Origin of the sequence: Paenibacillus sp. JNUCC32 (assembly GCF_014863545.1) — a bacterium.
Taxonomy (GTDB): domain Bacteria; phylum Bacillota; class Bacilli; order Paenibacillales; family Paenibacillaceae; genus Paenibacillus_AQ; species Paenibacillus_AQ lautus_A.
Genome location: NZ_CP062260.1, coordinates 6,341,281 through 6,356,810, shown reverse-complemented (window position 1 = coordinate 6,356,810; position 15,530 = coordinate 6,341,281). Strand labels below are relative to the sequence as shown.

18 protein-coding genes are annotated in these 15,530 nt (G+C 52.1%); 1 reads left to right on the top strand and 17 read right to left on the bottom strand.

Annotation, left to right across the window (positions count from 1 at the left end):
- Positions 1 to 28: 28 nt before the first annotated feature.
- From rplK to JNUCC32_RS27945, 14 genes are all read right to left on the bottom strand, one after another.
- The gene (gene rplK / locus JNUCC32_RS28010) at positions 29 to 454 is read right to left on the bottom strand and encodes a 50S ribosomal protein L11 (protein ID WP_006212938.1); all 426 of its coding nucleotides are present in this window, start codon (positions 452 to 454) and stop codon (positions 29 to 31) included.
- Between the two features lie 72 nt (positions 455 to 526).
- Positions 527 to 1,060, bottom strand: a complete 534-nt coding sequence (nusG, locus tag JNUCC32_RS28005) for a transcription termination/antitermination protein NusG (protein ID WP_006212939.1) — start codon at positions 1,058 to 1,060, stop codon at positions 527 to 529.
- A 21-nt stretch (positions 1,061 to 1,081) separates the two neighbouring features.
- Positions 1,082 to 1,273 (bottom strand): preprotein translocase subunit SecE, encoded by a 192-nt coding sequence (secE, locus tag JNUCC32_RS28000; protein ID WP_006212940.1) that lies wholly within the window; start codon positions 1,271 to 1,273, stop codon positions 1,082 to 1,084.
- A 24-nt stretch (positions 1,274 to 1,297) separates the two neighbouring features.
- Entirely contained in the window at positions 1,298 to 1,447 is a 150-nt protein-coding gene (gene rpmG / locus JNUCC32_RS27995) for a 50S ribosomal protein L33 (RefSeq protein WP_006212941.1), read from the bottom strand.
- A 561-nt stretch (positions 1,448 to 2,008) separates the two neighbouring features.
- On the bottom strand, positions 2,009 to 2,653 hold the full coding sequence (gene sigH, locus JNUCC32_RS27990) for an RNA polymerase sporulation sigma factor SigH (RefSeq protein ID WP_006212942.1): 645 nt from the start codon (positions 2,651 to 2,653) through the stop codon (positions 2,009 to 2,011).
- 205 nt (positions 2,654 to 2,858) lie between these two features.
- Positions 2,859 to 3,377, bottom strand: a complete 519-nt coding sequence (locus JNUCC32_RS27985; RefSeq protein WP_036662755.1) for an NYN domain-containing protein — start codon at positions 3,375 to 3,377, stop codon at positions 2,859 to 2,861.
- Between the two features lie 5 nt (positions 3,378 to 3,382).
- The gene (rlmB, locus tag JNUCC32_RS27980; protein ID WP_192570479.1) at positions 3,383 to 4,135 is read right to left on the bottom strand and encodes a 23S rRNA (guanosine(2251)-2'-O)-methyltransferase RlmB; all 753 of its coding nucleotides are present in this window, start codon (positions 4,133 to 4,135) and stop codon (positions 3,383 to 3,385) included.
- Between the two features lie 92 nt (positions 4,136 to 4,227).
- Positions 4,228 to 4,671 carry a Mini-ribonuclease 3 gene (locus JNUCC32_RS27975; protein WP_192570478.1) on the bottom strand — a complete coding sequence of 148 codons (444 nt, stop codon included), beginning with the start codon at positions 4,669 to 4,671 and terminating at the stop codon, positions 4,228 to 4,230.
- On the bottom strand, positions 4,668 to 6,074 hold the full coding sequence (cysS, locus tag JNUCC32_RS27970) for a cysteine--tRNA ligase (RefSeq protein WP_192570477.1): 1,407 nt from the start codon (positions 6,072 to 6,074) through the stop codon (positions 4,668 to 4,670). Before cysS ends, JNUCC32_RS27975 begins: the two co-directional genes overlap by 4 nt.
- A gap of 155 nt (positions 6,075 to 6,229) precedes the next feature.
- Entirely contained in the window at positions 6,230 to 6,919 is a 690-nt protein-coding gene (gene cysE, locus JNUCC32_RS27965; RefSeq protein WP_036662760.1) for a serine O-acetyltransferase, read from the bottom strand.
- Between the two features lie 688 nt (positions 6,920 to 7,607).
- Entirely contained in the window at positions 7,608 to 9,071 is a 1,464-nt protein-coding gene (gene gltX / locus JNUCC32_RS27960; RefSeq protein WP_192570476.1) for a glutamate--tRNA ligase, read from the bottom strand.
- Positions 9,072 to 9,139: 68 nt separating this feature from the next.
- Positions 9,140 to 9,628: a 2-C-methyl-D-erythritol 2,4-cyclodiphosphate synthase gene (gene ispF, locus JNUCC32_RS27955; RefSeq protein ID WP_009591976.1), complete on the bottom strand. Its 489-nt coding sequence runs from the start codon at positions 9,626 to 9,628 to the stop codon at positions 9,140 to 9,142.
- The gene (gene ispD / locus JNUCC32_RS27950) at positions 9,625 to 10,320 is read right to left on the bottom strand and encodes a 2-C-methyl-D-erythritol 4-phosphate cytidylyltransferase (protein ID WP_090914123.1); all 696 of its coding nucleotides are present in this window, start codon (positions 10,318 to 10,320) and stop codon (positions 9,625 to 9,627) included. Before ispD ends, ispF begins: the two co-directional genes overlap by 4 nt.
- A gap of 76 nt (positions 10,321 to 10,396) precedes the next feature.
- Complete coding sequence (locus tag JNUCC32_RS27945; protein WP_015737636.1) at positions 10,397 to 11,485, bottom strand: PIN/TRAM domain-containing protein; 1,089 nt, start codon at positions 11,483 to 11,485, stop codon at positions 10,397 to 10,399.
- A 280-nt stretch (positions 11,486 to 11,765) separates the two neighbouring features.
- On the opposite strand from JNUCC32_RS27945, the gene JNUCC32_RS27940 reads away from it, so the two are divergent.
- Positions 11,766 to 12,161 (top strand): nucleoside triphosphate pyrophosphohydrolase family protein, encoded by a 396-nt coding sequence (locus JNUCC32_RS27940; protein ID WP_009594665.1) that lies wholly within the window; start codon positions 11,766 to 11,768, stop codon positions 12,159 to 12,161.
- A 127-nt stretch (positions 12,162 to 12,288) separates the two neighbouring features.
- On the opposite strand, the gene pssA is transcribed toward JNUCC32_RS27940, so the two are convergent.
- From pssA to radA, 3 genes are read right to left on the bottom strand one after another with little or no spacing between them, the layout of a single operon-like run.
- Positions 12,289 to 13,023, bottom strand: a complete 735-nt coding sequence (gene pssA / locus JNUCC32_RS27935) for a CDP-diacylglycerol--serine O-phosphatidyltransferase (RefSeq protein ID WP_228468840.1) — start codon at positions 13,021 to 13,023, stop codon at positions 12,289 to 12,291.
- A gap of 49 nt (positions 13,024 to 13,072) precedes the next feature.
- Positions 13,073 to 14,149, bottom strand: coding sequence for a DNA integrity scanning diadenylate cyclase DisA (disA, locus tag JNUCC32_RS27930; protein ID WP_009594677.1), 1,077 nt, complete (start codon positions 14,147 to 14,149; stop codon positions 13,073 to 13,075).
- A gap of 13 nt (positions 14,150 to 14,162) precedes the next feature.
- Positions 14,163 to 15,530 carry a DNA repair protein RadA gene (gene radA, locus JNUCC32_RS27925; RefSeq protein ID WP_009594669.1) on the bottom strand — a complete coding sequence of 456 codons (1,368 nt, stop codon included), beginning with the start codon at positions 15,528 to 15,530 and terminating at the stop codon, positions 14,163 to 14,165.

Genomic DNA, 15,530 nt, shown 5'->3' with positions numbered 1-15,530 from the left:
ACCTCGTCCGGTTTCAACCGAAAGACGATTAGTCTTCGATTGTGATACCCATACTACGGGCAGTACCTTCTACCATCTTCATTGCAGCTTCAACAGATGCAGCGTTCAGGTCAGGCATTTTTTGCTCAGCGATTTGACGAACAGCGTCACGCTTAACGGTAGCCACTTTCTTCTTGTTAGGCTCGCCGGATCCTTTTTCGATCTTAGCAGCCACGCGAAGCAGAACAGCAGCCGGTGGAGTTTTCGTGATGAACGTAAAGGAACGATCTTCAAACACCGAAATTTCAACCGGAATGATCAGACCAGCTTGATCAGCAGTACGTGCGTTGAATTCTTTACAGAATGCCATGATGTTGACACCCGCTTGACCCAATGCAGGACCTACTGGAGGAGCCGGGTTCGCTTTACCTGCAGGAATTTGCAGTTTCACAATCTTGATAACTTTTTTAGCCATGGTTGACACCTCCTTGCATCAATAGTGGTAGACGGACGCATATTTACGCCCTCCCACAAGAAACCTGAAGAATCAGATCTTCTCCACTTGAGTATAATCCAACTCCAGCGGGGTTTCCCGTCCAAACATGTTGACGTGAACTTTCAACTTGCTCTTTTCAGCCAAAATCTCTTCCACGGAGCCCACAAAATTCGCAAAAGGACCAACCTTGATACGAACGGATTCCTTGATGTCGAATTCGATCTTCGGTTTCGGCTCTTCCATGCCCATATGCTTCAGAATCTGTTCCACTTCTTCCGGAAGCAAAGGCGTCGGTTTAGAACCGGACCCTGTCGAACCAACAAAACCGGTCACTCCTGGCGTATTGCGGACAACATACCAAGAATCATCGGTCTGAATCATTTCGACCAAGACATATCCCGGGTAAACTTTACGCATGACGGTTTTTTTCTTGCCGTCTTTGTTTACGATTTCTTCTTCCATCGGAACAAGAACGCGGAATATTTTGTCCTCCATGCCCATGGACTCGACACGTTTTTCCAAATTGGCTTTGACTTTATTCTCATACCCAGAATAGGTATGAACTACGTACCATCTTTTTTCCATATCAAGCCACCTGGGACCCTTCTAAATTATCGCTTCGATCACAGCGGAAATACCGATGTCTACAACCCAAAAATAAATCGTGACAAACACAATGGTGCCGAGAACAATGAGAGTATAGTTCGTCAGTTCTTTACGATTGGGCCAGCGAACTTTTTTAAGTTCCGCCCAGCTTTCAGAGAAAAAGGAAAACAGAGACTTGAAACCACGTTTCACGCCGACTACACCTCCAAAAGAAAACTATCTGGTTTCGCGATGAGGAGTTTGCTCGTTACAGAACTTGCAAAATTTCTTCATCTCCATGCGGTCGGGGTGATTTCGCTTGTTTTTGGTGGTTGTGTAGTTTCTTTGTTTGCAGCTTGTACAAGCCAAAGTGATAATTACCCGCATGATGTGCACCTCCCGAAGACGTCCTTCTTTGTCAGAAGAATCGATATTGATCCTAGTAGAAACAACCTTATTCTCATCGAAAACCGGTTATTTCTGCGAGATGAATAAAACCGTTGTTCCAAAAGCTGTAACAACGATCCATTCATAAAACACGCGAATTTAGGCCTACCTAAAACACTTTATCACAAGGGTAGCGCCATTTCAAGCCTTTTTCTCTCTGATTGCGGGCTGCAATAAATGCCATTGCCAGCTAAACCAGGGAATAAGTCCCCGGCTTATCGTACACCTTCCGCTGTAAAAAACTGTGGCGTTTCACAGTCTTTGTCCATCTTGCATAGCATTTAGCCTATATCCAGTATGTTCAATCTTCCAACAGATGAAACACCAAATATTACACATAATGCGAAAATGGACATCTCTGAATTGCGTCAAATCACGTCTGCCGTCAAAAGATCATGGCGGTAAAGCATGCAAAGATCCTTCAACGGCCATCCCGAAATACGATGCTGCAATTAAAAAAAGGCTCTGATTGAGCCTTCTGCTTCTTGTCCGACATTTGCTTTAATTATCCCTGACCTCCAGATAACGCTCAAGCTTTCGCTTTACCCGCTGGAGGGCATTGTCAATCGATTTCACGTGACGCCTCAAATCTACCGCGATTTCTTGATAGGAACGACCGTCCAAATAAAGCATCAAGACTTTCCGTTCCAGATCGCTTAAGATCTCTGACATCTTGTCTTCCAGGCCGACAAACTCCTCTTGATTGATGATCAGTTCCTCCGGATCGCTTACCGCTGTACCACAAATGACATCCAGCAGCGTACGGTCCGAGTCCTCGTCATAAATCGGCTTGTCCAAAGAGACATACGAATTGAGCGGAATATGCTTCTGTCTCGTAGCGGTCTTGATCGCCGTAATGATCTGCCTGGTAATGCAGAGCTCGGCAAAGGCCTTGAACGAGGACAGCTTATCCCCTTTAAAATCACGAATTGCCTTGTACAGCCCGATCATGCCTTCCTGGACGATATCCTCCCGGTCGGCGCCAATCAGAAAATAGGAACGGGCTTTAGCACGTACAAAATTCCGGTACTTATTGATCAAATACTCCAGCGCCCCGCTGTCACCCTCGCGGACCGCCTCGACAATGTCTTCATCGCTTATCACATCATACCCTGACAACATGACTTCCTTGAGGTCCACACTCAATAGAATCCCTCCGGCCCGGAACGCACGGTAGCCCGTCACTCGCTTGAAATATATGACAAGTATATATGATGTCTACTAGACCGTCAACCACGTTCTACCTAAAATAGACCGATAATAACATTTAATGTAAACTATTTCGTAGATTCATATATTGTTTCATTTTCCAAATGAGCCGACCTTTCGTCCCCCATGGTGTAAAACTGTGTTACTCCCTTCGCCAGCGCTCGAACGCCTGTCTCACATCCGGCGGCAGCTTCCCGTCAAGCGTATTTCTGCTCTTGGTATGCTCTTTCGTAATCTTCTGCTTCACTTCGCGCTCGCTCTGCTCGACCTCGCTCAGCAATTCCCGGGCGGACAGCCGGAGTGCTCCTCTAGCAAAAATGACGTGCTGCTCGATTAAATCGCTGGTCGCCACATAAATTTTACGCCGTCGATGGCTAAACTCGCCGACAAGCCGCTCAATGCACTCATCGGCGGTTTCCTTCTCTTTCGTAAAAAACACCTGCACCTTGCCTTGCGTGTAGGATTTCCCCAAGCCCGGGACCCGGTACGCGTCAAAAATCACCACGACTCTGAGGCCTGAATACGCTTGGTAATCCGCTAATTTTTCAAGCAGCAAGTCCCGCGCTTCGTGCATGCTGCTGTTGGCAAGCTTCGCAAGATGCGGCCAGCCGCCGATCATGTTATAACCGTCGACCAGCAGCACATCCCGCCAATCGGCCATCATCGCTAACCTTGCAGGCGGCGACGGCGAAGCACTTCGTACATGACGACGCCTGCGGCAACCGAGGCGTTAAGCGAATTGATTTTTCCGGCCATCGGCAGTTTCACAAGCACATCGCATTTCTCGCGGATCAGACGCCCCATCCCTTTATTCTCATTGCCGATAACGATGGCGACCGGCCCGTCGAAAACCTCGGTATCATACAATTCCTGAACGGCATCGACCACGGTTCCGACAACCCACACGCCCATTTCCTTCAGCTGATCGATGGTTTGGCCCAGATTGGTCACTCTGGCTACAGGCACATACTCCACCGCGCCGGCCGATGTTTTGGATACCGTTGCCGTTATCTGCGCGGATCTACGCTTAGGCAATATGACGCCGTGAGCGCCCGTGCAGTCGGCCGTTCGGAGAATCGATCCCAGATTGTGCGGATCCTCGATCTCGTCCAGAAGCAGCAGGAAAGGCGGCTCGCCTTTTTCCTCCGCGGCCTTCAGCAAATCGTCCACTTCCACATAAGCGTAGGGTGCCGTCTGGGCAACCACGCCTTGATGCTGGACTCCCGGAACCATCTGATCCAGCTTCCGTTTGTCCACATGCTGAACGACGATGCCCAGCTTCTTCGCTTCCGCGATGATCGGCAGGGTCAGATGCTTTTGCGCGTTTTCGGCAATCCATATTTTATTGATCGTGCGTCCGGATTTGAGCGCTTCCGTGACGGAATGCTTACCGGCTACTACTTCCTCTTCTTGCATCATGTAGCTCTCCTCCTGCATATCAGCCGGCGTCCCCCTCGCATGGGAAAAACCGGCTGTATCGTTTCATGTTGATGCCTATATTGCCACACGGTTTATTTAACGGACCCCTCGATAAACTCGATGCTCTTTCCGATGAGTTCACGGAGACGGTCCTGCTCTCCCGCATAATATAAATACCCAACCAGCGTCTCGAATGCCGTTGCATGCCGATATTCCAGCACGTCGGCATTCTTCGGTATGCTGCCTGATTTGGCATTGCGCCCCTGACGCACCACATCGCGCTCTTCCTCCGTCAGCTCCGGATCCAGAAAAGCCAATATCCGGCTCTGCGCCTTCGCCGACACGAAACTCGTGGCCGAACGGTGCAAGTGATGGGGACGGAGATTGGCCCGTGATATCAGAAACTGCCTCACCGCCACCTCATAAATGGCGTCCCCGATATAAGCGAGCACGATGGGCGGGATTAAACGGGCCGGCTTCGACGGCGGAAAATCAAACCAGCCTACTGCAGGATCCCGATGCTTATCCCCGCTCATTTACGCCGCCAGCGCATGCCCTGCGCCGTATCCTCCAGCACGATGCCTTCGTCCGCCAGCTTGTCGCGGATTTCGTCCGCTCGGTCCCAGTTTTTATTCTTGCGGGCTTCGACACGTTCGGCAATCAGCGCTTCGATTTCCTCATCCAGCAATTCATCCGTACCTGTGTTCACGATGCGGAGCACGCCGTTCATTTCGTTGAAAGCCCGCAGCACTTCATGCAGATCCGCGGCAGGAATCGATGCTTCCTTCAGAAGCTGATTCGCCTCGCTGGCCCATTGGAACATCGCGGTGATGGCGTCCGGCGTGTTGAAATCGTCCTGCATTTTCTCGTGAAATTCGACAAGCACGGCCGATATTCTGTCCGCTACGTCCTGGCTGACTTGATCGTCCTTGGAGCCGATCGCCGTGCCCAATCGATGTTCGACGTTTGCCGCCGCATTCGCGAGGCGTTCCACGCTGTTCTGTGCCTGTTCCATCACCTCGTCGCTGTAATTCAGCGGGTTGCGGTAGTGGGTGGACAACATGAAATAGCGCACGGCTTCTTTCGTATATTGTTCGCGAAGTTCCTTAACCAATACGCCGTTGCCCAGCGATTTCGACATTTTCTCGTTGTTGATGCGGATATATCCATTATGCATCCAATAGTTCGCGAGCGGTTTGCCCGTCAATGCCTCGGACTGCGCCACTTCGCATTCATGGTGCGGGAACTGCAGATCCTGGCCGCCGCCGTGGATATCCAAGGTATCCCCGAGATAGCGGCGAGCCATGGCGGAGCACTCGATATGCCAGCCCGGGCGGCCGTCGCCCCATGGACTGCTCCAGTAGATCTCTCCCGGCTTCGCTGCTTTCCACAGCACGAAATCCTCCGGATTTTCCTTCCGCTTATCCACTTCGATCCGGATCCCGAACTGCAGCTCATCGAGGTTCTGCTGGGACAGCTTGCCGTAGTCGTCGAACTTGCGGGTCCGGTAGAATACGTCTCCGCCGTTCTCATAAGCAAAGTCGCGGTCAATGAGCTCCTGGATGAATTCGATGATGCTCTCCATATTGTCCGTTACCCGCGGATTCAATGTCGCTCTGGGTATGCCGAGACCGTCCAAATCCTCGTAATAGGCGCTGATGAACTTCTCCGCAACCTCCGGAACGGTCGTCCCGGTTTGCTCCGCTTTCCGAATCATTTTGTCATCCACGTCCGTGAAGTTCACCACGTAATTCACGTCGTTGCCCTGATTCTCGAAGTACGCCCGAACCACGTCGAAAAAAATCATCGGGCGGGCATTGCCGATATGGATATAGTCGTACACGGTAGGACCGCATACGTAGATCTTTACCTTTCCGGGTTCCTGGGCAACAAACGTTTCTTTCATGCGGGTTAGCGTATTATAGATTTGCAGTGCCATATTGTATCATCTCAATCCTTTCGTTCCATCGCTTATTGTCTTTTACTTCAAAAGCCTGCGTAACGCATTGATCCATGTTGAAGATGATGTATCGAAATCGCTATATGAAGTCAGGCTATCCATCGTCCAAGGCATCCAAGGTTATGGGAGTTCTTCTATTCTTCCTTGGCCGAAGACACGACAGCCTCGGAAACCATCGCTTGATGCCGGCTTCCCTTGCTCTCATCCAGCTCCGCCCGGAGCTGATCGATCTCCTTCTGCATCGAACGGAGCGTATCGACAATCGGATCGGGCAGGTTCGTGTGATCCAGCCGGTCGCGCACCCGCTCCCCGTTCTGTTTCACGACTTTGCCGGGATTGCCAACGACGGTGCTGTTCGGGGGTACGGGCCTTAATACGACCGCGTTGGATCCGATGTTACAGTTATCCCCAATCGTAAAAGAACCTAGCACTTTCGCTCCGGATCCGATGACCACGTTGTTGCCGATGGTCGGATGCCGCTTGCCTTTTTCCTTACCGGTTCCGCCAAGGGTCACCCCCTGGTAGATCACCACGTCGTCTCCGATCTCGCAGGTCTCTCCAATGACAACCCCCATGCCATGGTCAATGAACAGCCGACTCCCGATACGGGCGCCCGGATGAATCTCGATGCCTGTCATGAACCGGCTGATCTGAGATATGATCCGTGCCAGCGTATACCACCGCCGCTTAAATAATGCATGAGCCACCCGGTGCGCCCACAGGGCGTGAAGTCCCGAGTAGGTGAATACCACTTCAAAAAGTCCCCGGGCGGCCGGGTCATTCTCGAACACTGTCCGAATATCCGATTTCATCTGTTTAAACATGAACGCTCCCTCTTTCCCCTCTTCCAATCGCGCATGCAACTTGCTATCCATCGTTATTCCTGTAATAAAAAACGCCCCTGCAGCTTATCGCTGCAGAGGCGCTAGACCGCGGTTCCACTCTGCTTCGAACCGGCACAAGACTCCTCCCTTCGTCAGGGACGGATTCTACCGATTCTCTTCATGTCATTAACGGCAGACGACCGGCATGATCTAACGATTGCGTTCGCTTCAACCATGCAGCTCACAGGTGCATTTCCGCTGCAGGCGACGGGACAACTCTCAGCCAGCAGATTCAAGTGGTTCTTGTCTTCTGCCGATTGTCCTCTCTGGAACGTGCCTGTTTTACGCGTACTTCTCCTGATCGTAGCTTTTTAAACGTTTATAGTTGTTGATCCAGACTTTATAAATGACCGCGTGGCTCACTAGAGACGCTGCCCTGACGGATTGTGCTTCCGATCGCTGTTGCCCTCCGATTTCTTTAACGATATTAATTAGGTTGAAATCGGAAGGCAAAGGCGAACGCTTCGCTTCTCCAGCACAATTCCGTCCTCTCCGCTACTTCCCTGTATGAGTAAATGCACCATTTAATAAAACCCTAGATCAAAGAATATTTCACTTCTAGTTTGGTGTAATTATAACTGATGATATACGGGCTGACAAGGAACGTTTATTGCGGATGCCGCCCGAGTTATGCGCCCTTGATCTGGGAACGCAAACGGTCAAGCACGCGGTCCCTGCCAAGCAGCCAGATCGTCTGGTTCAAGTCGCGGCCATGGGTTTGTCCCGTCAGGGCTACGCGGATCGGCATGAAGAGCTGTTTGCCCTTAAACCCGGTCTCCTTCTGGACTTCCTTGATCATGGCGGCGATCTTCTGCGCGTTAAACTCATCGGACTGTTCGATCTTCGCCAGGAATGCGGACAGTACGGCAGGCACCTGCTCGCCGCCCATCACTTCGATCCCCTCGGCATCCAGCTCCAGGTGCGTGCGGAAGAACACTTCCGACAGATCCACGATATCCGAAGCCGCCGTCATCTGCTCCTGATAGAGCGCCACGAGCGCGCGTGCCCATTCCTCCTGCTCGGCCGTAAGCTTGGACGGCAAACGGCTGGCTTTCTGCAAATGCGGAATGGCCAAATCGGCGATCCGGTCCGGATCCGCGTTCTTAATGTACGTGTTGTTCATATGAGCCAGCTTGTTCGTGTCGAATACCGCCGGGCTCTTGGACAAGCGATGCTCATCGAAGATCGAGATCAGCTGCTCTTGGGAGAACACTTCCTCTTCCCCTTCCGGAGACCAGCCCAGCAGCGAGATGAAGTTGAACAGCGCTTCAGGCAAATAACCAAGCTGGTCATACTGCTCGATGAACTGGATGATCGATTCGTTGCGCTTGCTCAGCTTCTTGTGATCCTCGCCCACGATCAGGGTCATATGCCCGAACTGAGGGGGCTCCCACCCGAAGGCTTCATAGATCATCAGCTGACGCGGCGTATTGGAGATATGATCCTCCCCGCGCAGCACATGGCTGATCTTCATGAGATGATCATCCAAAGCTACCGCGAAATTGTAGGTAGGAATGCCGTCTTTTTTGACGATGACGAAGTCGCCCGTCTCTTTGCTGTTAAACGAAATCGTGCCCTTCACCATATCGTCGAACGTGTAGACGCGGTCTTCCGGCACGCGGAAGCGGATGCTCGCCACGCGGCCTTCAGCCTCAAGCGCCTGGCGCTGCTCTTCGGTCAGATCGCGATGCTTCCCGGAATAGCGCGGCGTTTCGCCCCGAGCCATCTGCTCTTCCCGCTCCTGCTCCAGCTCTTCCTCCGTGCAGTAGCAGCGGTAAGCAAGCCCGCGATCCAGAAGGTCCTGCCAATATTGTTTATAAATATCAAGACGCTCGGTCTGGCGATAAGGTCCGTACTCGCCCCCGACATCCACGCTCTCGTCCCAATCCATGCCCAGCCACTTCAAGTACTTCAGCTGGCTCTGCTCGCCGCCTTCCACGTTGCGTTTCACATCCGTATCCTCGATGCGGATAATGAATTTCCCGTTGTTCTTGCGGGCGAATAAATAATTGAATAATGCCGTTCTGGCATTGCCGATATGTAAATGTCCCGTTGGACTCGGTGCGTAGCGCACGCGGACTTCTCCGGTCATTGTAACCCCTCCGCTTCCCTATTCTACAAAGTTTCCCAGTTCAAAAACTCCCTTTTTGAACGCATACTTCAAGATGATAGCACACCTTTTACAAGGCAGACAACCGACTGCGCGGCGATTCCTTCGCCCCTGCCGGTAAACCCGAGCTGCTCGGTGGTGGTCGCCTTCACGTTCACCTGATCCACCTCGGCATCCAGCGCTTTGGCGATCACTTCCGCCATTTGCGGAATGTATGGCGCCATCTTCGGCTTCTGGGCAATAATCGTGGAATCGATATTACCAAGTCTATACCCGCGTTCCTTTGCCATGACCCATACCTGTTCCAAAAGCTTCAGGCTGTCGGCGTCTTTAAAGGCAGGATCGTTATCGGGAAAATGGCGTCCGATGTCGCCAAGCCCCAGCGCCCCCAGGATCGCGTCCGTCACGGCGTGCAGCAGCACGTCGGCGTCGGAGTGCCCGAGCAGACCTTTGTCATGCGGAATCGTGACCCCTCCGATGATGCACGGCCTTCCTTCTACGAGCTGATGTACGTCAAACCCTTGTCCTACTCGAATCATTCCATGTCCTCTCCCTTACGTTTCTGTAAAAAAGCCGCATATTCCAGATCCTCCGGCGTGGTGATTTTGATGTTGCTGTATTTCCCCTCCACCACGGTGACCGGATGCCCTGCCCGCTCCATCAGCATGGCGTCGTCGGTGCCGGCAAATCCCTCCTTCGCCGCAGCTTCATGCGCGGACAGCAGGTCGGAAAGACGAAAAGCCTGTGGGGTCTGGACGGCCCACAGACTTTGACGGTCCGGGGTACCTGTAATCAGCCCCTTACCGTTCACCTGCTTAATCGTATCCTTCACGGGAACCCCGAGCACCGAGGCGCCTTCGCGGATCGCCGCATCGCGGCAGGCTTCAATTTCCTCTTGCGTTACGAACGGCCTTACGCCGTCATGTATCATTACCCATTCTGAAGAGATTTGCTTGATGCCTTGATATACGGACTGTTGTCTCTCGCTTCCGCCAGGGATTACGGTCGATACCTTATCCAAACCGTATTCCTGCACCCAGGACTGACAGCGAGGAACATCCTCCATCCCCGTTACAAGCACAATTTCCTGCAGCCATGGTATCCGGCTGAATGCTTCAAGCGTATGAACGATAATGGGCTTACCGTCCAGAACCAAGTACTGCTTGCTCTCCCGGGTGCCCATCCTCGTTCCTTTTCCCGCCGCTACGATGACGGCGCCGAAGTTACTCATCACACACCAAACTCCTGTCTCACCCAAACGCCACAAAAGGACGAATACCGGATATGTATATCCCCATCATACCCCTTTACTGGGCTTTTTCCAACAGTTTTGGTTTCGCGAAGATCATCCGGCCCGCCGAGGTTTGCAGTACGCTGGTAACGAGCACCTCCATCATCGTGCCGATATACTCGCGTCCGCCCTCCACTACGATCATCGTGCCGTCATCTAGATATGCGACGCCCTGACCATGCTCTTTGCCGTCCTTGATAATCTGCACCAGAATTTCTTCCCCTGGCAGAACCACCGGCTTCACCGCGTTGGCCAGGTCGTTAATGTTCAACACCGACACGCCCTGCAGCTCGCAAACCTTGTTCAAGTTGAAATCATTCGTGACCACTTTGCCTTGAAGCACTTTGGCGAGTTTCACCAGCTTGCTGTCCACTTCGGATATCTCCTCAAAGTCGCCTTCGTAGATGAGCACCTTTACATCCAGTTCCTTCTGGATTTTGTTCAAGATATCAAGCCCGCGCCGGCCGCGATTTCGCTTCAGAAGATCCGAGGAGTCCGCAATATGCTGAAGCTCCTCCAGGACGAATTCGGGAATGACAATCGTTCCTTCAATAAATCCGGTTTTGCAAATATCTGCGATCCTGCCATCAATAATAACGCTTGTATCCAGAATTTTATGTTCCTCCACGCGCCGGCCTTCCGGCTCGGCGGTTTGGCTCCACTTCCCCGACATCCATAGGGAAGCGAGTTCATCCTTCTTCTCCAATCCAATGCGTAAACCGATGTAGCCGCCGAGCAGGGTGATGCCAACCTGCAGCAGCTGCCCTGCTTGTCCGAGCAAGGATAGCCCCGGTGAGAGCAATAAAGACAGCAGCAAACCGCTTAACAATCCCGCCGTTCCCGCGGCCAGCTCATTCATCGGGATCCGGGAGAACGAAGAGATCAGGCTGTGCAGCCATCTCGTTACCCGATCCGCCGACAGCACGCCGATCATGCCAAACAATAATCCTCCAAGTACCGCGAAGGCTCCGCTCCCCGCTGCAAATATTCCTTGTCCAAACATAGGCGAGAGCCCTGAGAAAGACCGTTCCATTGTATGATATAACGTATACCCGCCCCATGCTCCGCATAATACCGTAAATGCTAAGATAGCTTTTTTTAACATGAGCTTCCGCACACCTCCTTTTTATACCTGATAATCTTGGCTTCTATTTCCAGTATGGTCCAATTTGCAAAGTCGTAATCGTGCCGATTGAAGTTTTTCTTATAAAGTTTCCGGATGGGATGACCTGCCTGTTTTTACCTACACCCATCAGGCTTTGACGTATACTGACATCGACCTCAAAACTGGAATTGACCGCCTTTACACGCCTGAAACTGGTTGAAATCGGCTGAAGTAGTGGAATATAATGAACTCAATTCATAATATCGAGGTGGATGTATAAATGAGCGCTCCTAGTTTACAGGCTTTTCAGGACCAAGTTTCCGAATTGTTGCTCCGTCACCGCAGTCTCTTGGATGTTCTGTCTAAAAATGGTCAAAGCAATGCTTCAGTCAACCGGGCCGTCACCAAGGCCATCACAGAATGCGGATGCATCGAGCTCCACGCCACGAAGCAAACCTTCGATATCGGCGCTGATCTCGAATCAGCCCGGGAATTGGCAGGCACGCACGTCGAAGGCCATCTGTGTGAGAATTGCCGCGAAGCGGTAAGCACCGAGCTTGGCCGCAACCTATTTTATATGTCTGCCCTTGCGAATCTTCTGGACATTCAACTGGATGAGGTTGTTGTCAAGGAGTCGCAGAAATGCTCCACATTGGGTCTCTTCAACCTGTCGTAAAAGCCGCTTACATACCGAAACGGACCTTAACGGCAAGGTGCTCCATGCATACAAAAAAAGCATTTATCTCGCTGCTCCTCGCAGGGAAATAAATGCTTTTTATTTGGATATATGTCCTTGCATCCGTTTACCGGTCCGAAGACTGATAGGCTTCATCGGAATTGCGGTCATCTTTTTTGCGACGGTTTTTACGGTTAAGCCTGCGGAAATTCTGCTTCAAGCCGTAACCAGCATACAACACCAAAGGCACGAAGATCAGCATGGAGGTCTGCTCCGGAAAGAACACGGCTACCATCACGGCGCCAATGATGACCAAAGGCGTAAATTTAATCGCTGTTTTCGGAATGCCGATCTTTTTGAAATTCGGGTACTTGACTGAGCTAACCATGAGGTAAGAAAGCAATAGTACGGCAAAAATCATATAAGGTGCTGTAATCTCTTCATGGAACAACGCCAGGGTGGCGAGCACGCCTCCCGCTGCGGGGATCGGCAGGCCGATAAAATATCCCGGGATGCCCGGACGAACATTGAATCTTGCAAGCCGCAGTGCGCCGCACATCGGAAATATGGCGGTCACTGTCCAAGCCAATGCGGTATTAATATCCGTAAACGCTACGGTATACATAATAAGTGCCGGTGCTACGCCAAATGAAATCACATCGGACAAGGAGTCAAGTTCCTTGCCGAATTCGCTTTGGGCATTCAAGGCCCGAGCTACCCGACCATCCAGTCCGTCAAGGAGCATGGCAATGATAATCATAATGGCAGCCATACTCGTTCGACCTTCCGTCGCCAAGATGATACCAATCATTCCGAGAAACAGATTACCTAAAGTAAACATGTTCGGAATTGATTTCGTCATTTTTATATTCACCTCGTTCATGTACGTTCGAACATCGATTGTAGGGCTTTTAGATTTGTCTGTCAATGAATACTTGTTCCTGCAAGCGTTTCAAGCCTTCTTTGATGGTGCGTGCCCGAACCTCGCCGATCCCGTCTACTTCATCCAGCTCATGGATGGAAGCGGTCATAATGCTGGATAAGTCATGGAACTGGTCCACCAGGTTGCGGATGATCACATTCGGAAGGCGCGGGATTTTGTTCAAAATCCGGTAACCGCGCGGCAGTATTTCTTCCTCCGAAGCAGCGGCGGAAGCCGGGTATCCAAGAAGCCGTACGATATGGTGAATGTCCAGCAGCTCCTCATCCGTTGAACGCTTGAGCGCGAGAATGATCTCGCGGATCTTCTCCTCGCTGTACTCCCGGGCATAGTCTGCATACAGCAGCCAAGCCTCCTCCTCCATATTGCTCACAAGCTCATCCATCTGCATGCTGATCAGTCGGCCTTCGTTGCCGAGCTCGTTGATATAGCGCTTGATCTCCTTCTTGATGCGGAGCACCATCTCGACCCGCTGTATGACGTTCACGACTTCCGGGATGGTGACCAGCTCTTCGAATTCGGATGCCGAGAGGTTGGTCAGCGATTGGTTAAGCACCACGCGGTATCGCTCCAGCGTCTGTATGGCCTGATTCGCCTTGGTTAAGATGACGCCGATTTCCTTCAATGCATACCGCAGCGAGCCTTGGTACAGCGTAATAATGTTGCGGCGCTGCGAGATGGACACCACCAGCTTGCCCGTCTGCTTCGCCACCCGCTCCGCCGTTCTGTGCCGTATCCCTGTCTCGATGGAAGAGATCGAGGAATCCGGGATCAGCTGGGTATTCGCATATAAGATTCGTTTTAAGTCTTCACTCAAGATGATGGCGCCGTCCATCTTAGCGAGCTCGTATAAATAGTTTGGCGAAAAATCGCAGTTAATGGAGAAGCCGCCGTCGACAACTTCCATTACCTCCGGGCTGTAGCCTACAACGATCAGGGCGCCCGTCTTCGCCCGCAGCACGTTCTCCAGTCCGTCGCGAAACGGCGTTCCCGGTGCTACCAGCTTCAGCAAATCATTCATTTTGTCCAGTTGGCTCGTTTCTTTCACCTTCGTATGCCCCCTAATCTAACGCAACCGCTAATGCATCTGCAACGGTGTTGACTCCGATAATTTGTATTCCTTTCGGATGCTTCCATCCCTTCAAACTCTTCTCCGGCATGAGAACCCGCTTAAAACCCAGCTTCTCGGCTTCTCTTACCCTCTGCTCCGCTCTTGAAACGGCGCGAACCTCGCCGGTCAGCCCCACCTCGCCAAAAATAACGTCGTACGGCTTGGTCGGTATGTCGCGGAAGCTGGATGCGATGCTGACCGCAATGGCCAGATCCACCGCAGGTTCATCGAGCTTCACGCCGCCCGCTACGTTCAGGTAGGCGTCTTGGGTTTGCAGGTACATCCCCATCCGTTTCTCCAGCACGGCAATGATCAGGTTCATGCGGTGATGGTCCACCCCTGTGCCCATCCGGCGCGGTGACGGGAAGTGCGTCGTGGAGATGAGCGCCTGCAGCTCTACAAGAACCGGGCGCGTACCCTCCATGCTTGCAACTACGGTCGAACCCGCTACGCCCAAAGGCCGTTCGGATAAAAAGAGCTCCGATGGATTCCCGACTTCCCGAAGCCCATCCTCACCCATCTCAAAAATGCCAATCTCATTCGTCGAACCGAAACGATTCTTCACCGCGCGAAGCAAGCGGTAAGTATGATGACGCTCTCCTTCAAAATAAAGCACACAATCCACCATGTGCTCCAGCATCCTTGGACCTGCAATGGCGCCTTCTTTTGTCACATGTCCGACAAGGACGGTCGCGATGCCTTTCACCTTCGCCAGCCGCATAAAGCGGGCCGTGCATTCCCGAACCTGGGATACGCTGCCCGGCGCGCTGGTTACCTCAGGCAAGTACACCGTCTGAATGGAGTCGATGACAACGAAGCCAGGCTGTACGTTCTCAATGGCTTCCTCGATCGATTCCAGATTGGTTTCGCAGAGGACAAAAAGCTCCGGGGACAGCGCCCCGAGCCGGTCAGCGCGCAGTTTGGTCTGGCGCACGGATTCCTCACCGGAAATGTACAGAACGCGAATGCCGTTCTGGGCCAGTCGGTTGGAGGCTTGAAGCAGGAGCGTGGATTTCCCGATGCCGGGATCGCCGCCGACTAGCACGAGCGAGCCCGGGACCAGCCCGCCCCCGAGCACCCGGTTCAATTCCGCAATGCCCGTCTGGATTCTGGGTTCTTTACCGCTTTCTATATTTATGATGGAAAGGGGTTTTTCTTTACTATGAAAAAGAGGGGAATTCATCCCCTGGGTCTTGATTACCGTCTCGGTCTCCTCTACCATGGAATTCCATGATTGGCAGCCCGGACATTTTCCGAACCATTTGGGCGCTTCATAGCCGCATTCGGTACAGAAAAATTTCGTCTTAGTTTTTGCCAT

Bases quoted from the DNA above. Each gene is read 5' to 3' on its own strand.
- rplK (WP_006212938.1), bottom strand. From the start codon at position 454: ATGGCTAAAAAAGTTATCAAGATTGTGAAACTGCAAATTCCTGCAGGT.
- nusG (WP_006212939.1), bottom strand. From the start codon at position 1,060: ATGGAAAAAAGATGGTACGTAGTTCATACCTATTCTGGGTATGAGAAT.
- rpmG (WP_006212941.1), bottom strand. From the start codon at position 1,447: ATGCGGGTAATTATCACTTTGGCTTGTACAAGCTGCAAACAAAGAAAC.
- JNUCC32_RS27985 (WP_036662755.1), bottom strand. From the start codon at position 3,377: ATGGCCGATTGGCGGGATGTGCTGCTGGTCGACGGTTATAACATGATC.
- rlmB (WP_192570479.1), bottom strand. From the start codon at position 4,135: ATGATGCAAGAAGAGGAAGTAGTAGCCGGTAAGCATTCCGTCACGGAA.
- JNUCC32_RS27975 (WP_192570478.1), bottom strand. From the start codon at position 4,671: ATGAGCGGGGATAAGCATCGGGATCCTGCAGTAGGCTGGTTTGATTTT.
- cysS (WP_192570477.1), bottom strand. From the start codon at position 6,074: ATGGCACTGCAAATCTATAATACGCTAACCCGCATGAAAGAAACGTTT.
- cysE (WP_036662760.1), bottom strand. From the start codon at position 6,919: ATGTTTAAACAGATGAAATCGGATATTCGGACAGTGTTCGAGAATGAC.
- gltX (WP_192570476.1), bottom strand. From the start codon at position 9,071: ATGACCGGAGAAGTCCGCGTGCGCTACGCACCGAGTCCAACGGGACAT.
- ispF (WP_009591976.1), bottom strand. From the start codon at position 9,628: ATGATTCGAGTAGGACAAGGGTTTGACGTACATCAGCTCGTAGAAGGA.
- ispD (WP_090914123.1), bottom strand. From the start codon at position 10,320: ATGAGTAACTTCGGCGCCGTCATCGTAGCGGCGGGAAAAGGAACGAGG.
- JNUCC32_RS27945 (WP_015737636.1), bottom strand. From the start codon at position 11,485: ATGTTAAAAAAAGCTATCTTAGCATTTACGGTATTATGCGGAGCATGG.
- JNUCC32_RS27940 (WP_009594665.1), top strand. From the start codon at position 11,766: ATGAGCGCTCCTAGTTTACAGGCTTTTCAGGACCAAGTTTCCGAATTG.
- pssA (WP_228468840.1), bottom strand. From the start codon at position 13,023: ATGACGAAATCAATTCCGAACATGTTTACTTTAGGTAATCTGTTTCTC.
- radA (WP_009594669.1), bottom strand. From the start codon at position 15,530: ATGGCAAAAACTAAGACGAAATTTTTCTGTACCGAATGCGGCTATGAA.